Annotated in this window: 15 protein-coding genes and 1 tRNA gene; 5 read left to right on the top strand and 11 right to left on the bottom strand. The window is 66.2% G+C overall.

Going from position 1 to position 14,520, the window contains the following annotated elements; all coding sequences use genetic code 11:
- Positions 1 to 2: 2 nt before the first annotated feature.
- The 5 genes from A5658_RS02200 to A5658_RS27835 all read right to left on the bottom strand — a co-directional run bounded on the left by A5658_RS02200 (position 3) and on the right by A5658_RS27835 (position 5,294).
- Positions 3 to 950, bottom strand: a complete 948-nt coding sequence (locus A5658_RS02200) for an ABC transporter permease (protein ID WP_231997179.1) — start codon at positions 948 to 950, stop codon at positions 3 to 5.
- Positions 947 to 1,738 (bottom strand): ABC transporter permease, encoded by a 792-nt coding sequence (locus tag A5658_RS02195; protein WP_231997178.1) that lies wholly within the window; start codon positions 1,736 to 1,738, stop codon positions 947 to 949. The genes A5658_RS02200 and A5658_RS02195 overlap by 4 nt, the downstream gene beginning before the upstream one ends.
- Positions 1,739 to 2,122: 384 nt before the next feature.
- Complete coding sequence (locus A5658_RS02190) at positions 2,123 to 4,012, bottom strand: family 2A encapsulin nanocompartment cargo protein cysteine desulfurase (RefSeq protein WP_067330638.1); 1,890 nt, start codon at positions 4,010 to 4,012, stop codon at positions 2,123 to 2,125.
- Positions 3,999 to 4,922, bottom strand: coding sequence for a family 2A encapsulin nanocompartment shell protein (locus A5658_RS02185; protein WP_067330589.1), 924 nt, complete (start codon positions 4,920 to 4,922; stop codon positions 3,999 to 4,001). The genes A5658_RS02190 and A5658_RS02185 overlap by 14 nt, the downstream gene beginning before the upstream one ends.
- A gap of 186 nt (positions 4,923 to 5,108) precedes the next feature.
- Entirely contained in the window at positions 5,109 to 5,294 is a 186-nt protein-coding gene (locus tag A5658_RS27835) for a hypothetical protein (RefSeq protein ID WP_156751208.1), read from the bottom strand.
- Between the two features lie 2 nt (positions 5,295 to 5,296).
- Here A5658_RS27835 and A5658_RS02180 point away from each other — a divergent pair, with 2 nt between their 5' ends.
- The 3 genes from A5658_RS02180 to cysE are packed head-to-tail and all read left to right on the top strand — an operon-like array spanning position 5,297 to position 8,206.
- Complete coding sequence (locus A5658_RS02180; RefSeq protein WP_067330585.1) at positions 5,297 to 6,562, top strand: thioester domain-containing protein; 1,266 nt, start codon at positions 5,297 to 5,299, stop codon at positions 6,560 to 6,562.
- 25 nt (positions 6,563 to 6,587) lie between these two features.
- Complete coding sequence (gene cysK, locus A5658_RS02175) at positions 6,588 to 7,520, top strand: cysteine synthase A (RefSeq protein ID WP_067330582.1); 933 nt, start codon at positions 6,588 to 6,590, stop codon at positions 7,518 to 7,520.
- 2 nt (positions 7,521 to 7,522) lie between these two features.
- Positions 7,523 to 8,206 (top strand): serine O-acetyltransferase, encoded by a 684-nt coding sequence (cysE, locus tag A5658_RS02170; RefSeq protein ID WP_067330579.1) that lies wholly within the window; start codon positions 7,523 to 7,525, stop codon positions 8,204 to 8,206.
- Here cysE and mtnC read toward each other — a convergent pair.
- The 3 genes from mtnC to mtnA are packed head-to-tail and all read right to left on the bottom strand — an operon-like array spanning position 8,203 to position 11,032.
- Positions 8,203 to 8,877 (bottom strand): acireductone synthase, encoded by a 675-nt coding sequence (gene mtnC / locus A5658_RS02165; RefSeq protein ID WP_067330576.1) that lies wholly within the window; start codon positions 8,875 to 8,877, stop codon positions 8,203 to 8,205. The two genes, cysE and mtnC, sit on opposite strands and share 4 nt — an antisense overlap.
- The gene (locus A5658_RS02160; protein ID WP_067330573.1) at positions 8,874 to 9,449 is read right to left on the bottom strand and encodes an acireductone dioxygenase; all 576 of its coding nucleotides are present in this window, start codon (positions 9,447 to 9,449) and stop codon (positions 8,874 to 8,876) included. The genes mtnC and A5658_RS02160 overlap by 4 nt, the downstream gene beginning before the upstream one ends.
- Positions 9,446 to 11,032, bottom strand: coding sequence for an S-methyl-5-thioribose-1-phosphate isomerase (gene mtnA / locus A5658_RS02155; RefSeq protein ID WP_231997177.1), 1,587 nt, complete (start codon positions 11,030 to 11,032; stop codon positions 9,446 to 9,448). The genes A5658_RS02160 and mtnA overlap by 4 nt, the downstream gene beginning before the upstream one ends.
- Positions 11,033 to 11,114: 82 nt before the next feature.
- Here mtnA and A5658_RS02150 point away from each other — a divergent pair, with 82 nt between their 5' ends.
- Positions 11,115 to 11,501, top strand: coding sequence for a DUF732 domain-containing protein (locus tag A5658_RS02150; protein WP_067330565.1), 387 nt, complete (start codon positions 11,115 to 11,117; stop codon positions 11,499 to 11,501).
- A gap of 9 nt (positions 11,502 to 11,510) precedes the next feature.
- On the opposite strand, the gene A5658_RS02145 is transcribed toward A5658_RS02150, so the two are convergent.
- Positions 11,511 to 11,583, bottom strand: a tRNA-Asn gene (locus tag A5658_RS02145).
- Between the two features lie 155 nt (positions 11,584 to 11,738).
- Between A5658_RS02145 and A5658_RS02140 the strand changes: the two genes are divergently transcribed.
- Positions 11,739 to 11,984, top strand: a complete 246-nt coding sequence (locus tag A5658_RS02140) for a hypothetical protein (RefSeq protein ID WP_067330562.1) — start codon at positions 11,739 to 11,741, stop codon at positions 11,982 to 11,984.
- Here the strand turns inward: A5658_RS02140 and dnaG are convergent.
- The gene (gene dnaG, locus A5658_RS02135) at positions 11,981 to 13,882 is read right to left on the bottom strand and encodes a DNA primase (RefSeq protein WP_067330559.1); all 1,902 of its coding nucleotides are present in this window, start codon (positions 13,880 to 13,882) and stop codon (positions 11,981 to 11,983) included. The genes A5658_RS02140 and dnaG overlap by 4 nt on opposite strands.
- Positions 13,883 to 13,900: 18 nt before the next feature.
- A complete protein-coding gene (locus tag A5658_RS02130) occupies positions 13,901 to 14,503 on the bottom strand; it encodes a superoxide dismutase family protein (protein ID WP_082992883.1) in 603 nt (200 codons plus the stop codon).
- Positions 14,504 to 14,520: the final 17 nt, after the last annotated feature.

The following is a 14,520-nucleotide window of genomic DNA, read 5'->3' as shown; positions in this document are numbered from 1 at the left end:
GATCACCCCGACAGATGGAAATTGCCGGACTGCCCGTACACCGACAGTGTGATGGTCAACAGAATAAAAACCCCGGCGGTAATCGACGACCGCACGGCGCGACCCACCGCCTCGCCGACTCCCGCCGGTCCGCCGGTCGCGTTGTAGCCGTAATAGGTGTGAATCGCCATCACCGCTGCCGCCATCGACAACGCCTCGGTGAACGACCAAACCAGATCGGTCGGGTGCAAGAACGATGAGAAGTAGTGGTCGTAGACACCGCGGGACTGGCCATAGATGACGGTTGTCCCGAACCGGGTCGCTAGAAAGCCCATCAGCATCGCGATGGTGTAGATCGGGATCACCGCCACCACCCCGGCCACGATGCGGGTGGACGCCAGGTAAGTGATCGGCCGGATGGCCATCGCCTCCAGCGCGTCGACCTCCTCGTTGATGCGCATCGCCCCCAGTTGCGCGGTCGCGCCGGCACCGATGGTCGCTGCGAGCGCGACGCCAGCGGTTGCCGGCACGATGAAGCGAACGTTGAGGAATGCGCCCAAAAATCCTGTGAGAGCTTCGATTCCAACATTGGACAGGGTGTTGTAGCCCTGCACGGCGATCAGCGCACCCGTGGTCAGCGTCAAGAACCCGACGATGACCACCGTGCCGCCGATGACGGCGAGCGCTCCGGTTCCCATACCCAACACGGCGATCAACCGCAGAACTTCACCTGGATATCGCCTGACGGCATCGACGGTGGAGCCCAACGCGCTACCGATGAACGCCGTCTGCTCTCCCAGACTCCGGATTGAGTCGACCAGCGTGTCGAAAGTCTGCCCGAGGCGCGACGGATCGACTTCCGGTTCAGCCCAATTTCCCGTCCGCGACGCATATTTCCGCAGCGTCGCGCCGCCCTGCTCGGCCGTGGCGTACTGCCGTTCTCGGCGCCACTTGCGTTCGGCGCGCATCACGGCGACACCTTCACGCCGAAGGCGGTCGCCAAGATGTTGATCAAAAACAGCGCCATGAATGCGAAGACCACTGTCTCGTTGACCGCGTTTCCCACGGCTGTCGGGCCACCACCGACGGAAAGTCCTTTGTAGCAAGCGATCAGACCTGCCGACAGCCCGAAAAGAAGCGCTTTGACCAGGGACACGATCACCTGCGGAAGGCCGGTCAGAATGGTCATCCCGAAGATGAAGGCGCCCGGCGTGACGTGCTGGACGTACACCACGAAGAAATAGCTGCCGGTGAGTCCAACCACAGCGACTGCCGAATATAGCAACAGCGCAACGAAAGTCGCCGCGATCACTCGCGGCACCACGAGCGCTTGAATGGGATTGATGCCGATGACCTTCATCGCGTCGATCTCCTCGCGGATCGTCCGTGCACCCAGATCCGCGCAGATCGCGGTGGCGCCGGCGCCCGATACCACGATCGCCGTGACAACCGGTCCGACCTGGGTCACCGACGCCAGCGCAGCGCCCGCACCAGACAGATCTCCGGCGCCCACCTCAATGAGGACGATGTTGAGCGTGAAGACGATGAGAATCGTGTAGGGAATCGAGAGCACCAGTGTCGGGACAATCGACACCCTCGCGACGAACCAGATCTGGTCGATCAGTTCGCGAACCGCCAAAGGTCGGCGTACGGCGACAGAGAACGTCTCGCCGGCCAGTACAACGAAGTCACCTATTGCGGCCGCGGGCTTGGACCAATCGATCCCCGATTGTGTCGGACGCAGGGAAGTTTGCGGCACCGCCCTACCCACTCTTACGAAGGCCGGGCCGGTGTGACGGATGCCATGACGTTAAACCTGGATGACTTTGCTCAGTGCACCGCAGCCGGGCTGCTGGACGGAGACTCCGGCAGCTCAGACGGCCAGTTTGGCTGGCGACGACGGCGTTCACTGAGTTTGCTCGATTCGCTGGCTCGTGATGCACGTCATCGCGCTCCTCTGACTCTGGGGAAGGTCCGGGGTCACCCGGCTGTCCGTGGGTCTCCACACGCGCAGGCATGCGACATCGACGCCGCTGCTCGCCTGCACACACAGACCACGTCGGAAACTTACGGACGCATGGGCGCCAACGGCAGGGTTCTAATCAGTCAGAAGAAATGTGAGACCGGGTCACGACGGGAGGCTTCAGCCGACGTTCGTCCCGCCTTCGGCGATGCGCCGCACCGCGCGCAGGAAGACGTCGATCTCCTCGTGGGTGTTGTAGAAGGAGAACGACGGGCGCACCGTCGCCTCCAACCCCAATCGCCGCAGCGCCGGTTGCGCGCAGTGATGACCCGCACGCACGGCGATCCCCTCGGCGTTCAGCGCCTTGCCCACCTCGAGCGGCTCGTGGCCGGCCAGCACGAACGACAGCACGCTGGCCTTCTCTTCCGCGGTGCCCACCAACCGAACCCCGGGGATGTCCGCCAACCGCGGCGTCGCGTATTCGAGCAGGGTGTGCTCGTAGGCCGCGATGCGTTCGATGCCCAGCCGCTGCACGTAACGCAGCGCCTCGGTCAGCCCGACTGCATCGGCGATGTTGCCGGTGCCGGCCTCGAATTTGGTCGGCGGTCCTTGATACAGCGAACGCTCGAGGGTGACATCGGCGATCATGTGCCCGCCGCCCTGCCACGGTGGTGTCTCGGTGAGGGCTTCTTCGGTGCCGTACAGCGCGCCAATTCCGGTGGGGCCGTAGATTTTGTGCCCCGAGAACACGTAGAAGTCCGCGCCGAGCTCGGCGACGTCGGTGGGTATGTGCTGGATCGACTGCGCGCCGTCGATCAGCACCCGGGCGCCATAGCGGTGGCCCAGTTCGACGATGTTGTCGACCGGGACCACCGTGCCGAGAGCGTTCGAAACATGGCTGGCGGCAACCAGCTTCGTGCGCGGACCCAGCAGCTGTTCGAACTCGTTCAGCAGCAGGTTGCCCGCGTCGTCGATCGGAGCCACTTTGAGAATGGCTCCGGTCTTCTGCGAAATAAGTTGCCATGGAACGATATTCGCGTGATGTTCCAGGTGCGTGATGACGATCTCGTCGCCGGGCTGCAGGTGTTTATTCCCCCACGCGTGTGCGACAAGGTTGATCGCCTCGGTGGTGCCGCGGACGAACACGATGTTCTCCGAGCTTGGCGCACCGATGAATTCGGCGACGGTGTCCCGCGCCTCCTCGTAGGCATCGGTGGCCCTGGCCGCCAATTCGTGTGCGGCGCGGTGAATGTTGGAGTTCTCGTGCGAATAGAACTGCACCAGCCGGTCGATCACCACCTGCGGCTTCTGCGTGGTCGCAGCGTTGTCGAACCAGATCAGCGGCTTTCCGTTGACGACCTCTTTGAGGATCGGAAAGTCCGCTCGCACCGCGTTGACGTCGAAGATCTCGTGCGCCCCGTTTTGCAGGCCAGGTGCGGCTACCGGGTCTTGGGCGGTGAGGAAGTGGTAGTTGCCCTCGTCTCCGATCGGGGCGTCCGGTGCCACCGGCACCGTGCCCGTCCACCCCAGGTCGGGAACCGACGGTGCGCCCGTCGGCCACGACGGCGCCGAGCCGCGTGGCGCGACCGGAACCGTCGTCACCCCGCCGGCCAGCACTCCCGGCACCGTCGGCACGATGCCTTCGGTCGGCACGGCAAACGCGCTGAGGTCGGCCGGCACGAACGGATCGGCGATACCGCCGGACGTCGCCGCGGCCGACGGCCCTGCCGTCGTATCCGGCACGCTGCCGCGCGGGGCGACCGGAACCGCCTGGGGCGGCGGCTCCGGTTCCGGGGACGTCGGAGCAGGAACGTAGACGTCGGAGACGCCGAGAAGCGGGACCGGCACCGGGTACTGATCGGCCGAGCCTGCCACGGTCTGACCTGCTGAGGCGGCCGTCGTCGTGTCGGGCGCGTTGCCTCGCGGGGCAACGGGCGCCGACTGCGGCGGACTGTCGAAACCGGGCCGGATGCTGGCCGCGTAGAGCTGGCTGGCCAGCGCCGAGAGTTCCGCGGAGCTCAGTGGCAAGTCGCTTTCGGCATCTACCGCGCGGTGCTCACTTGTACTCATGGAATCGGTCCACGGCAACGCCATCGAGAACGGCGAGCGCATCGTCGGTGAGCACGGCCAACGAGGTGTACAGCGTCACCAGGTAGCGGGCGATCGCCGACTCGTTGATGCCGGTGAACCGCACCGACAACCCGGGCGCCTGCTCCCCGACCAGGCCGGGCTGGAACAGCCCCACCACACCCTGACGCTCTTCACCGGTACGGACGAGGATGAACTTGGTCTTGCTCTTGTCCACCGGAACCTTGTCCGACGGGATGATCGGAATGCCGCGCCAGGTGATGAACTGGGCACCGAACAGGCTCACGACCACCGGCGGGACTCCGCGACGGGTGGCTTCGCGACCGAACGCCGCGACACCGAGCGGATGGGTCAGGAAGAAGCTCGGCGTCTTCCACACCTTGGTGATCAGGGCGTCGAGGTCGTCGGGCGTGGGCGGGCCGGTCAGCGTCTGGATCGTCTGCTCGGGGGTGGCCTGGGCAAGCAGACCGTATTCCGGGCTGTTGACCAGCTCGGACTCCTGGCGCTCCTTGATCGTCTCGATGGTCAGCCGCAACTGCTGGGCGACCTGGTCGTGAGGACTGGAGTACAGGTCGGACACCCGGGTGTGGACGTCGAGCAGCGTGGAGATCGTCCGCAGCGTGTATTCCCGCGGGCTGGTCTCGTAGTCGACGTAGGTCTCGGGAAGCGGCCCTTCAATGCCCGCACCATCCTCGGCATGGATTGCGACCTGCTCGGGATTGACGACACGGTTGACGCGGTAGATGCCCGCCTCCACCGGCACCCAGCTGAGCAGGTGAAGCAGCCAACGCGGGGTGATCGTGGAAAGCTGGGGAACAGTCTTGGTCGCGTTCGCTAGCTGCCTGGCTCCAAGGTCGCCAAGTGCCTGTGACTCGTTCTGAGCCGACGTCATCGTGATCCTTCCGCGTCGAGTGCTGATCGGTGTGGGGCCGCAGGCCAGCCAACCAAATGCGACTCCGCGCTGAGCCGAGGCAAGTCTAAGACTCAGCGTGATTTTTATCTCGGCAAAGATGCGGGTCCAGCGGTCGACGAGCCCGCGTCAAATCATGCCCTATAGTGGCGATATGCAACACGCCGCTCAGCCGCGCCATGCCAGCCCGCGCTGCCTCGCCGCGATCTGTTGTTGCTGTTGTTGTCGTTGATTTCCTGACGCCCTTCTGACGCTGTAGAAATCTTCGCGCTTCCCCTTCAGGGCGATCACCTCCGCATGGCCGGAGTGATCGAAATGCGCACCGCTCCAAAGTCTTTCAGGAAGCTCAAACAACAATGACGATTCTGTTCTCACACCACCGCACGACGGGACGGATAGCGACCGATCGCCGCGTTTCGGTCCGTCCGGCGACCGAACTGTCGCGCATGACGCGCTATCGCGGCGGGACTTATTCGCACACGGTGGAAAAAGTCTTCTTCACCGACGGCAGCTCGGCGCGCACCGACCTGATTCGGCTCAATCCCAACGTGCCGGCCTACTCGCTGGACTTCACCGGCGTCGCGCCGCGCCACCCGTCGCGTTATCAACCGGGCACCTGGTCGGAGCTCCCGCACCTGCACGCGTCGGGCAACGAGGCCCAGGTCGACTGGATCCTGCGCCATTCGTACCCGCTGCTGCCCGCCGCCGAGCTGAGCCGACGCGTGCGCCAGGCCGGCTACCCGATCGGCACGGCCAACATCAGCGAGCACGAAGCGATCGCCGCTACCCAGGCTGCGATCTGGTACCTGACCAACGGGCTAGCCCTCGACACGCGGCCGCTCAACGTCCCGATCGGCGTGCATAACGCCCGCGGAGCGGTCACCACGTTCGAGTTCGACGGTGAACCTCAGCTGGGCGGCTACTCGGTGTGGTCCCGGTCGAGTGCGGAGCTGCGGCTGCAGAAATCATCGAATGGCGTTGTCTGGCATGATGTTTCGGGCTCACTGCTGACCACGGGAGTCGAGGCGGGCCGCTATCAGCGCACGCTCGGCGAGGGCAGCACGCTGTCGACGAGCAGTCACGGTCGCGGCGGACGCGGTTATCGCTTCTACCGATTGATCGCGACGTCCGAGAACGGGACGCCGAGAATCGAGCACGTGAACTTCTGGCTGACCGGCGCGCGGCACTACCGCAACTCGGACAAGGTTGTGCACCTGTACAACTACCTGTTGGCCGGGGCCGCGGCGGCCGGTCGCGCAACCCAAAAGGGCTCCGCTGAGCCAGCACTCGTCGACACCGACGCCGTCGGGGATGCCGACCTGGTCGGTCCTTTTCGGGTCACGACGCCGCTCGTGATCACCGCATCGGATGGGCACACCCTGGTCGACGCCGACGGCTTCCCGGTCGAGTCGGTCGAGCCGCGCACCGATTTCTATCTGCGCCGGGCGCCGGGCTCGGCGGCCGCAACACTGACCGCGAAAACTCCGCGCGATCTGCACGGACGCGTGTTGACCGGGGTGGCGTTGGACCCCGCGGCGCAGCGCTTTACCCCCGTGGCGCTAGCCATCCCCACCGAGACACACCTAGAGTTCGACATAAGCTGGGAGGGCGACGAACTTTGATCCGCGACCGTGGGAGCGAATCTAAATGAGCATTGCCGAAGACGTCACACAACTGGTCGGGAACACACCGCTGGTCCGGCTGCGCCGAGTCACCGAAGGCGCCGTGGCCGATGTGGTGGCCAAGTTGGAGTACTTCAATCCCGGCGGCAGCGTCAAGGACCGCATCGGGGTCGCGATGCTCGACGCCGCCGAAGAAGCGGGGCTGATCAAGCCCGACACCATCATTCTCGAGCCGACGAGCGGCAACACCGGCATCGCGCTGGCGATGGTGGCGGCGGCACGCGGCTACAAGCTTGTGCTGACCATGCCGGACACCATGAGCAACGAACGCCGAATTCTGTTGCGCGCGTATGGCGCCGAGATCGTTCTGACGCCAGGGAAAGACGGCATGCCGGGTGCGATCGCCAAAGCCGAGGAGTTGGCCAAGAGCGACCAGCGCTACTTCATCCCCCAGCAGTTCGAGAACCCGGCGAACCCGGCGATCCACCGCGCTACCACTGCCGAAGAGGTGTGGAAGCAAACCGACGGAAAGGTAGACATTTTCGTCGCCGGCGTCGGCACCGGTGGCACGATTACCGGTGTCGCGCAAGTGATCAAAGAACGCAAGCCCGAAGCCAAATTCATCGCCGTCGAGCCGTCGGCTTCGCCGGTGCTGTCCGGCGGGCAGAAGGGGCCACACCCGATTCAGGGCATCGGCGCCGGATTCGTCCCGCCCGTCTACGACGAAGACATTGTCGACGAGGTCATCCAGGTCGGCAACGAGGAGTCGCTCGAGCTCGCCCGCCGCCTGGCGTCCGAAGAAGGCCTGCTGGTCGGGATTTCGTCAGGGGCTGCGGTATCCGCAGCGCTGCAAGTCGCGCGCCGACCGGAAAACAAGGGCAAGCTCGTCGTCGTCGTCCTACCGTCCAACGGTGAACGATATTTGAGCACCGTGTTGTACTCCGATCTGGCGGACTAGCGATGCTCGACGCGTTCCGGGACGACATACGGGCGGCTAAGGAGCGCGACCCCGCCGTCCCCAGCACGCTGCAGGTCGTCTTCGCCTACCCAGGCGTGCACGCGATCTGGGGTCACCGGCTGAGCCATTGGCTGTGGGGCCGTGGGGCAAAGGTGGCCGCCCGCACGCTCGGTGAAGTCACCCGGATCCTCACCGGCGTCGACATTCACCCGGGTGCCACGTTGGGCAGCGGTTTGTTCATCGACCACGCCACCGGTGTGGTGATCGGCGAAACCGCCGAAATCGGCGACGACGTCACGATTTATCACGGCGTCACGCTGGGCGGCAGCGGCAAAGACAGCGGAAAGCGGCATCCGACCATCGGCGACCGGGTGACCATTGGCGCGGGCGCCAAAATCCTCGGCGCGATCAAAGTCGGTGACGATAGCCGCATCGGCGCGAATGCCGTTGTGGTCAAAGAAGTTCCGTCGTGTGCGGTGGTGGTCGGGGTGCCCGGGCAGGCTATCAGCCGCGCCCAGCCGGGTACCGGCGACGACACGATGATGCCCGACCTGGTCGGGGTAAGCCTGCAGTCGCTACTCACTCGAGTCGCCAAGCTCGAAGACCAGGCCCACACACCGCAGACCGAAGGCGTCATCCGGCCACCGGAGGCCGGCGTATGGCACGGCGAGGACTTCTCGATCTAAAGCGCGTCGAACGAGCTGATCCAGCGATGCGGCGGGCGAGGCGAATTCGGTTCGCCCGGTCGGACGACGCCGACCGCCGACCAGCCGGCGGCAACAGCGGCGTCGAGTTCATCGGGGTGGTCGGACAGAAACACAATTTGGTCGGGTGCCACGTCGATCGCGGCGGCAATGGCGTCGTACGAGGAGCTATCCCACTTGGCGCCGGCGTTGGCCAGATCGAACCAGCCGCTGATCAACGACGACAGCTCGCCGCCGCGGGCGAAGGCAAACCAATCCTGTTGGTTGCGAACCGAACCCGACGAGTAGACGTACAGCCGGATACCATCGGCGTGCCAAGCCGCGAGCGCCGGTGGCACGTCGTCGAAGAACTCGCCGTGCAGTTCGCCGCTGCGAAAACCTTCGGCGCACACCAGACCTTGCGCGGCCTTCAGCGGCGCGGCCTTGACGTCGGAATTCAGCCAACCGCAGAGGATCTCCGCTACTTCGGTCGGGCCGGCGTCCGCCTGGCCGGATAACTCCCGGGTTTCCACAATCACCGGATCCGCGGCACCACCCAGATTGGCGGACAACCACTGCCCGAGGTTCCGGCGGGTGTAGTCGTAGAGCTTCTCGCGGACCGAGTCGGTCGGGCTGGTGGTGCCCTCGATGTCGACGACGATCGCGGCGATCACGTCGCGGCGAGTTGGTCGAGCGTCGGAAAGCGTTGTCCGATGGTGTCGCCGGTGAAATCCCCAATCCAGCCGTCCACGCCCTCGAAGAACCGGATCGCGGCGAAGTCGGGCTCCGAACCCATGTCGAACCAGTGCCGCGTACCTGCGGGGACCGTGAGTAGGTCGCCGGTTTCGCACACCACCGCAAGCACTTCAGGCTCCAGATGCAGATAGAAGCAGGCGCGTCCGGCCACGAAGAAACGCACTTCGTCTTCGGCGTGGCGATGCTCGTCGAGAAATTTCGAGCGTGCGACGGCCGCGTTGGCGCGCCAGTCGGGATCGTCGGGGTCGGGGTGCAGGGCGGCCACATCGATGTGTTGGTAGCGGCCGTCGGCGTTGATCGCGGCGATCTGGTCGGCGTGCCGGGCCAGGATCCGTTCGGCGGGCTGGTTCAGGTCGAGATCCGCCGCAACCGAGCTGCGTGCGAAAGCGATTCCGCGCGTGGCAAGTTCGTCACGAATCGTGGTGGCGTCGTCGGTGCGCAGCCGCACCTCGTCGGCGTCGTCGTCGGACATCACCTGTAGAAGTGTCATTCGATCCCTATCTCGCGGCGTCCGGTCAGCGTCACCAATTCGCACATGGCTTCCAGACATTCGACGCGGTCGCGGGCCTGTGCGAGGTGGGCGCCCCAGCCGGTGATGCCATGGCCGGCGATGAACAACACCGGCGGGCTGTCGGGATGCTCGGTGAGATGCCGCTCGATGTCGGCACCGATGCGTGCCACGTCGGGATGGTTTCTGACGACCGGGATGGTGATGATCTCGGCGGTGCCGAGGCCCTTGATCAGCTCGTAGCCCTGGTACGTCAGAGACATTGCAACGGTCGCGGTTTGAGCGGTCGCATGCGGGGCGTGCACGTGCACCACGGCACCGGCGTCGGTGGCCCGGTAGATCGCGGTGTGGATGGCGGTCTCGGCCGACGGGCGGCGGCTACCCGACACCGGGTGGGAGTCGGCGACGCTGACGGTCACCATGTCGGCGGCGGTCAGCTCACCCTTGGACAGCCCGCTGCCGGTGATGACCGCCGTCGCTCCGGTGCGCACCGAGATGTTGCCTGCGGTGCCCGGCATCCAGCCGCGCGCATACAAGCCACGGGCAATCTCGGCGATCTGTTGTCCGACAGCGGTATTCGCCTCGCCGATCACACCGTTCTCGGTGACGACCGCGGTGACCAGCTCCGGGGGTGTGACGTCGAAGGCGGGGTTGAACGCCGCCGTCCACTCTGGGGCGGTGGCGACCCCGCCGACGTGGGTGATCTCGTCGGCGGCCCGCTGCTCGACGACGATTTCGCTTCCCGTCGCGGTGTCCAGATCGCGGGTCGACTCGGGCGCGACCACGATGAACGGAATGCCGTGTCGGTGCGCGGCGACCGCGAGCGCGTACGTGCCGATCTTGTTGGCGACCGAGCCGTCGGCGGTGATCCGGTCGGCGCCCACCATGACGCAGTCGACCTGTCCGGTGGCCATCGCCCACGCCGCAGCGGAGTCGATGGTCAGCCGGTGCGGGATCCCGGCCTCGGCCAACTCCCAGGTGGTCAGTCGGGCGCCCTGCAACAGCGGGCGCGTCTCGTCGACCAGCACTTCGGCCACCCGGCCACGGGCATGCAGCTCGATCACCGCACCCAACGCGGTTCCGACGGCGGTGGTGGCCAGCCGACCGGTGTTGCAGTGCGTGAGCACCCGCAGCGGCCGGTCGGGGCACAACCGCGTCACCAGGTCGGCCGCGTGGGCGGCGGATCGCCGGTTGGCCTCGCCGTCCTCGGCCAGCATCCGGCGGGCCTCGGCCAGCACGGCATCGGGACCGCTCGGCAACACGGCCATGGCCCGGCGCACACCCCAGGCCAGATTCACCGCGGTGGGCCGGGCCGACGCGATCCGCTGCGCCTCCGAGATGGCCTTCTCGTCGTCGCCGACATGGGCATACGCCGCCAGCGCCACCCCGAAGGCGCCGGCCACCCCGAGGGCCGGGGCCCCGCGGATGGCCAGCGTCTGGATCGCGTCGACCAGGTCATCGACCGTGGTTAGGCGCAGCCAGCGGAGCTCGTGCGGCAGCACCCGCTGATCGATGGCCAGGACCGCGCCATCGGCCCAGCCGACCGTGGTCTCAGCTGTCGTCACTTGATCCATCCAACTCCGTGTACGGCGTTGCTGCCAGGACCCTTAACAGGACAACCGCGCTGATCTGGAGAACAATGGTCCGATGCGACTGCTTTTAACACTTGCCGGCGCCGCCATCGCCGTTGGCCTGGCCGGCCCGGCGCTCGCCGATCCGCCGCCACCGAGCGTGCCGGACAACCCGGCCGCCGATGCGACGTTCTTGGACTCCCTGAACAAGGCCGGCATGACCTACAACAACGGCCCGAGCGCGATCAAGGCGGGCAAATTCGCGTGCGACATGATGAATGCCGGAGCGGCAGAGAAGGACGTCATCGACAAGCTGAGCATGCTCAATCCCGGCTTGAACTCCGGCGGTGCGATGAAATTCGCCGCACTCGCGTCGAGCGCTTACTGTCCGGATTACCTGAATAAGTCGAGCGCGCCCGACAAGCCGCAGAATCAGGGGCCGTTCGGCGGGATGGGCCGATAGAAGGACTTGCTCCCCCGGGTGGACTCGAACCACCAACCCTCCGGTTAACAGCCGAATGCTCTGCCAATTGAGCTACAGGGGACTGCTTGGTGCCCGCGAACACGGCGCGGACCGAGTGATGACTCTAGCGTACCGGCGTCCGCGCGCCCAACCAGACCGTTCGCCCGCCGGGGGGCGCGTGCTCGTCGTCATGGGGCAGGATGGACGCACACGCGCCACACCTCGGAAAGGACCGTTTTGATCCGCTACGTCGTCGTGTTGGGACTGGGCTATGTGTTGGGCACAAAGGCCGGTCGGCGTCGTTACGAGCAGATCGTCGGCACCTACCGGGCACTGACCAGCAGCCCCGCCGCCAAATCGGTGATCGACGGGAGTCGGCGCCGGATCGCGAACCGGGTGTCGCCCGACGCGCGGATGGTGACTCTCGCCGAGATCGACGACGCGACCTCCGTGGTCGAGCCGCAGCGGCCTACCGCGCCCTAGACGGTCAGGTCGTCGCCGGTGGCCTGTTCTTTGAGGCTGCGCCGATAGGCCTCCATCGCGACCAGGTCGCCGAACAGCGCGTGGTAGTCGTCGCCCTGTTCCACCGGTGACATCCGCTGCAGTTTGGACTTGACCTCGGCGATCTGCCGGCCGATCCAGACCTCTTGCAGGCGGGCCAGCACGCCGGCGATGGAACGCGGCAGCTTGTCTTCGTCATCGACCTGGATCGATTCCACGCTGAGCTCGTTGGTCAACGCCTCGACCGCCGGCGTCGCCGCACCTTCGCGCACCACCTCGATCCAGCGTGCCCCGGTGATACCGGCGGCGATGCCGCCGGCCGCCGTGATCGCCGCCCGTACGGCCGCGTAGCCGGGGTGGGTGAAGCTTTCCACGGTCAGCGTGTCGAACACCGGCCCGGCCAGCGCGGGGTACTGCAACGCGGCCTTGAGCGCCTCGCGTTGTGGCCGCAGCGTCGGGTCGCTGGGGTCGGGCCGGGGCACCGCTGGTTTCGCATCGGGCTGCGCGGTGGGGCGACGGGTTTTGTTGCGGCCTTGCGCGGTCGGGCTTTTCGCCTCTTCGCGGACCCGGCCGATCACCTGAGCCACGTCGGCCCAGCCGACCCAGCCTGCCAGCTGCCGCGCGTATTCGTCGCGCAGCGTCGGATCTTTGATCTGGGCGACGATCGGCACGCAGCGTCGCAGCGCCGACACTCGGCCTTCGGCGTTGTCGAGGTCGATGTCGTTGAGCGTGGTGCGAATGGCGAACTCGAACAACGGAGTTCGTCGTGCCACCAGATCGCGCAGCGCGCCGTCGCCGGACTTCAACCGCAGGTCGCACGGATCCATCCCGTCGTCTGCGACCGCGACGAACGATTGGCCGGCCAAGTGCTGCTCACCGGAGAACGCCTTGAGCGCCGCGGCCCGGCCGGCCTCGTCGCCGTCGAACACGTAGATGAGCTCACCGCGAAAGAAGTTGTCGTCCATCATGAGTCGGCGCAGCATCGAGAGGTGCTCGTCACCGAATGCGGTGCCGCAGGAGGCGACCGCGGTGGTGACCCCGGCCAGATGCATCGCCATCACGTCGGTGTAGCCCTCGACGACCACGGCCTGATGCCCCTTGGCGATGTCGCGCTTGGCCAGGTCGATGCCGAACAGCACCGACGACTTCTTGTACAGCAACGTCTCTGGCGTGTTGACGTACTTGGCTTCCATCGGGTCGTCGTCGAACAGCCGTCGCGCACCGAACCCGATCACCTCGCCGGCCGACGAGCGGATCGGCCACAGCAGCCGGCGGTGGAATCGATCCATCGGCCCGCGGCGGCCCTCCCGCGACAGGCCCGCGGCCTCGAGCTCCTTGAATTCAAAACCCTTGCGCAGCAAGTGCTTTGTCAACGTCTCCCACCCCGATGGGGCAAACCCGCAACCGAAATGGCGGGCCGCGTCGCCGTCGAAATTCCGCTCGGTCAGGTATTTGCGCGCCAACTGCGCCTCGGGGGACTCCAGAGCCGCCGCATAGAACGCCTGCGCCTCGGCATTGGCGGCGATCAGCCGGCTGCGACTCCCGCGGTCGCGCTGCACATTGGTGGCCGCCGCTCCGGTGTAGGTGATGGTGTGCCCGATCCGGTCGGCCAGCACTTCGACGGCCTCGACGAAGCTGATGTGCTCGATCTTCTGGACGAACGCATACACGTCGCCGCCCTCGCCGCAGCCGAAGCAGTGGAAGTGGCCGTGGTTGGGCCGCACATGGAACGACGGCGACTTCTCGTCGTGGAACGGGCACAGGCCCTTCATCGAATCCGCGCCGGCCCTGCGCAGTTGGACGTAGTCGCCGACGACGTCCTCGATGCGGACCCGTTCGCGGATGGCGGCGATATCGCGATCAGAGATGCGGCCGGCCATCGGGCCAGTGTAGAGCGATTAGCTGGTGCCGATGACTCCGCAGGCGAATCGCTTCTCCGCGTCGGGGCTGCCGTCGGCCTCGTGCAGCAGGATCGCGGTTTTGCTGCCGGCCAGCAGGTCGTCGCGGGTGAACGCGTCGGTGGTGGTCACCAGGTAGGCCGCGCCGTCCTGGCGCACCTCCAGCGGGTCGAGGTCCCCGCTCATCGGCTCACCGGTGTGCCCGGGCGCCTGGAAGTGCATGCCGGCCGACAGGAAGTCGCCGGTCTTGCCGGGCTCCATCGGGTCGACCGAGTTGGGCTCGCACTTGCCGACGGCGTGGATGTGCATCTTGTGAAATCCCGGGGTCAGGATGTGGTCGGCGGTGGTCTTCACCGTGACAGTGGCGTAGCCGTTGGCGAACGCGAAGGTGGCGGTGGCCACCGAGCGGCCGTCGGCGGTGTGTAACTGTGCGCTGAGGGTTTGGCCGCTGGGCGACGGCGCGCCCGACGCCGGCGTGCCCGACGCCTGCGTAAGTGGCGTTGGCGTGTTGGACGAGGTCGCGGTGGATGCGTCCTGATGGGGGCTACACGCGCTGAGCGTGACGACGGAGAGGGCGGCGACGATTACCGAAGACTTGACCATGGCCACGACCCTAGTCG

The sequence above is a fragment of the Mycobacterium sp. 1245111.1 genome (assembly GCF_001673405.1).
Classification (GTDB): Bacteria; Actinomycetota; Actinomycetes; order Mycobacteriales; family Mycobacteriaceae; genus Mycobacterium.
The sequence above is the reverse complement of the archived record's forward strand: the minus strand, read 5'-3'. Positions and strand labels throughout refer to the sequence as shown.

Excerpts from the sequence above, each read along its gene's own strand:
- A5658_RS02190 (WP_067330638.1), bottom strand. The coding sequence starts at position 4,012 with ATGAGTACAAGTGAGCACCGCGCGGTAGATGCCGAAAGCGACTTGCCA.
- A5658_RS02185 (WP_067330589.1), bottom strand. The coding sequence starts at position 4,922 with ATGACGTCGGCTCAGAACGAGTCACAGGCACTTGGCGACCTTGGAGCC.
- A5658_RS02180 (WP_067330585.1), top strand. The coding sequence starts at position 5,297 with ATGACGATTCTGTTCTCACACCACCGCACGACGGGACGGATAGCGACC.
- cysK (WP_067330582.1), top strand. The coding sequence starts at position 6,588 with ATGAGCATTGCCGAAGACGTCACACAACTGGTCGGGAACACACCGCTG.
- cysE (WP_067330579.1), top strand. The coding sequence starts at position 7,523 with ATGCTCGACGCGTTCCGGGACGACATACGGGCGGCTAAGGAGCGCGAC.
- A5658_RS02160 (WP_067330573.1), bottom strand. The coding sequence starts at position 9,449 with ATGACACTTCTACAGGTGATGTCCGACGACGACGCCGACGAGGTGCGG.
- A5658_RS02150 (WP_067330565.1), top strand. The coding sequence starts at position 11,115 with ATGCGACTGCTTTTAACACTTGCCGGCGCCGCCATCGCCGTTGGCCTG.
- dnaG (WP_067330559.1), bottom strand. The coding sequence starts at position 13,882 with ATGGCCGGCCGCATCTCTGATCGCGATATCGCCGCCATCCGCGAACGG.
- A5658_RS02130 (WP_082992883.1), bottom strand. The coding sequence starts at position 14,503 with ATGGTCAAGTCTTCGGTAATCGTCGCCGCCCTCTCCGTCGTCACGCTC.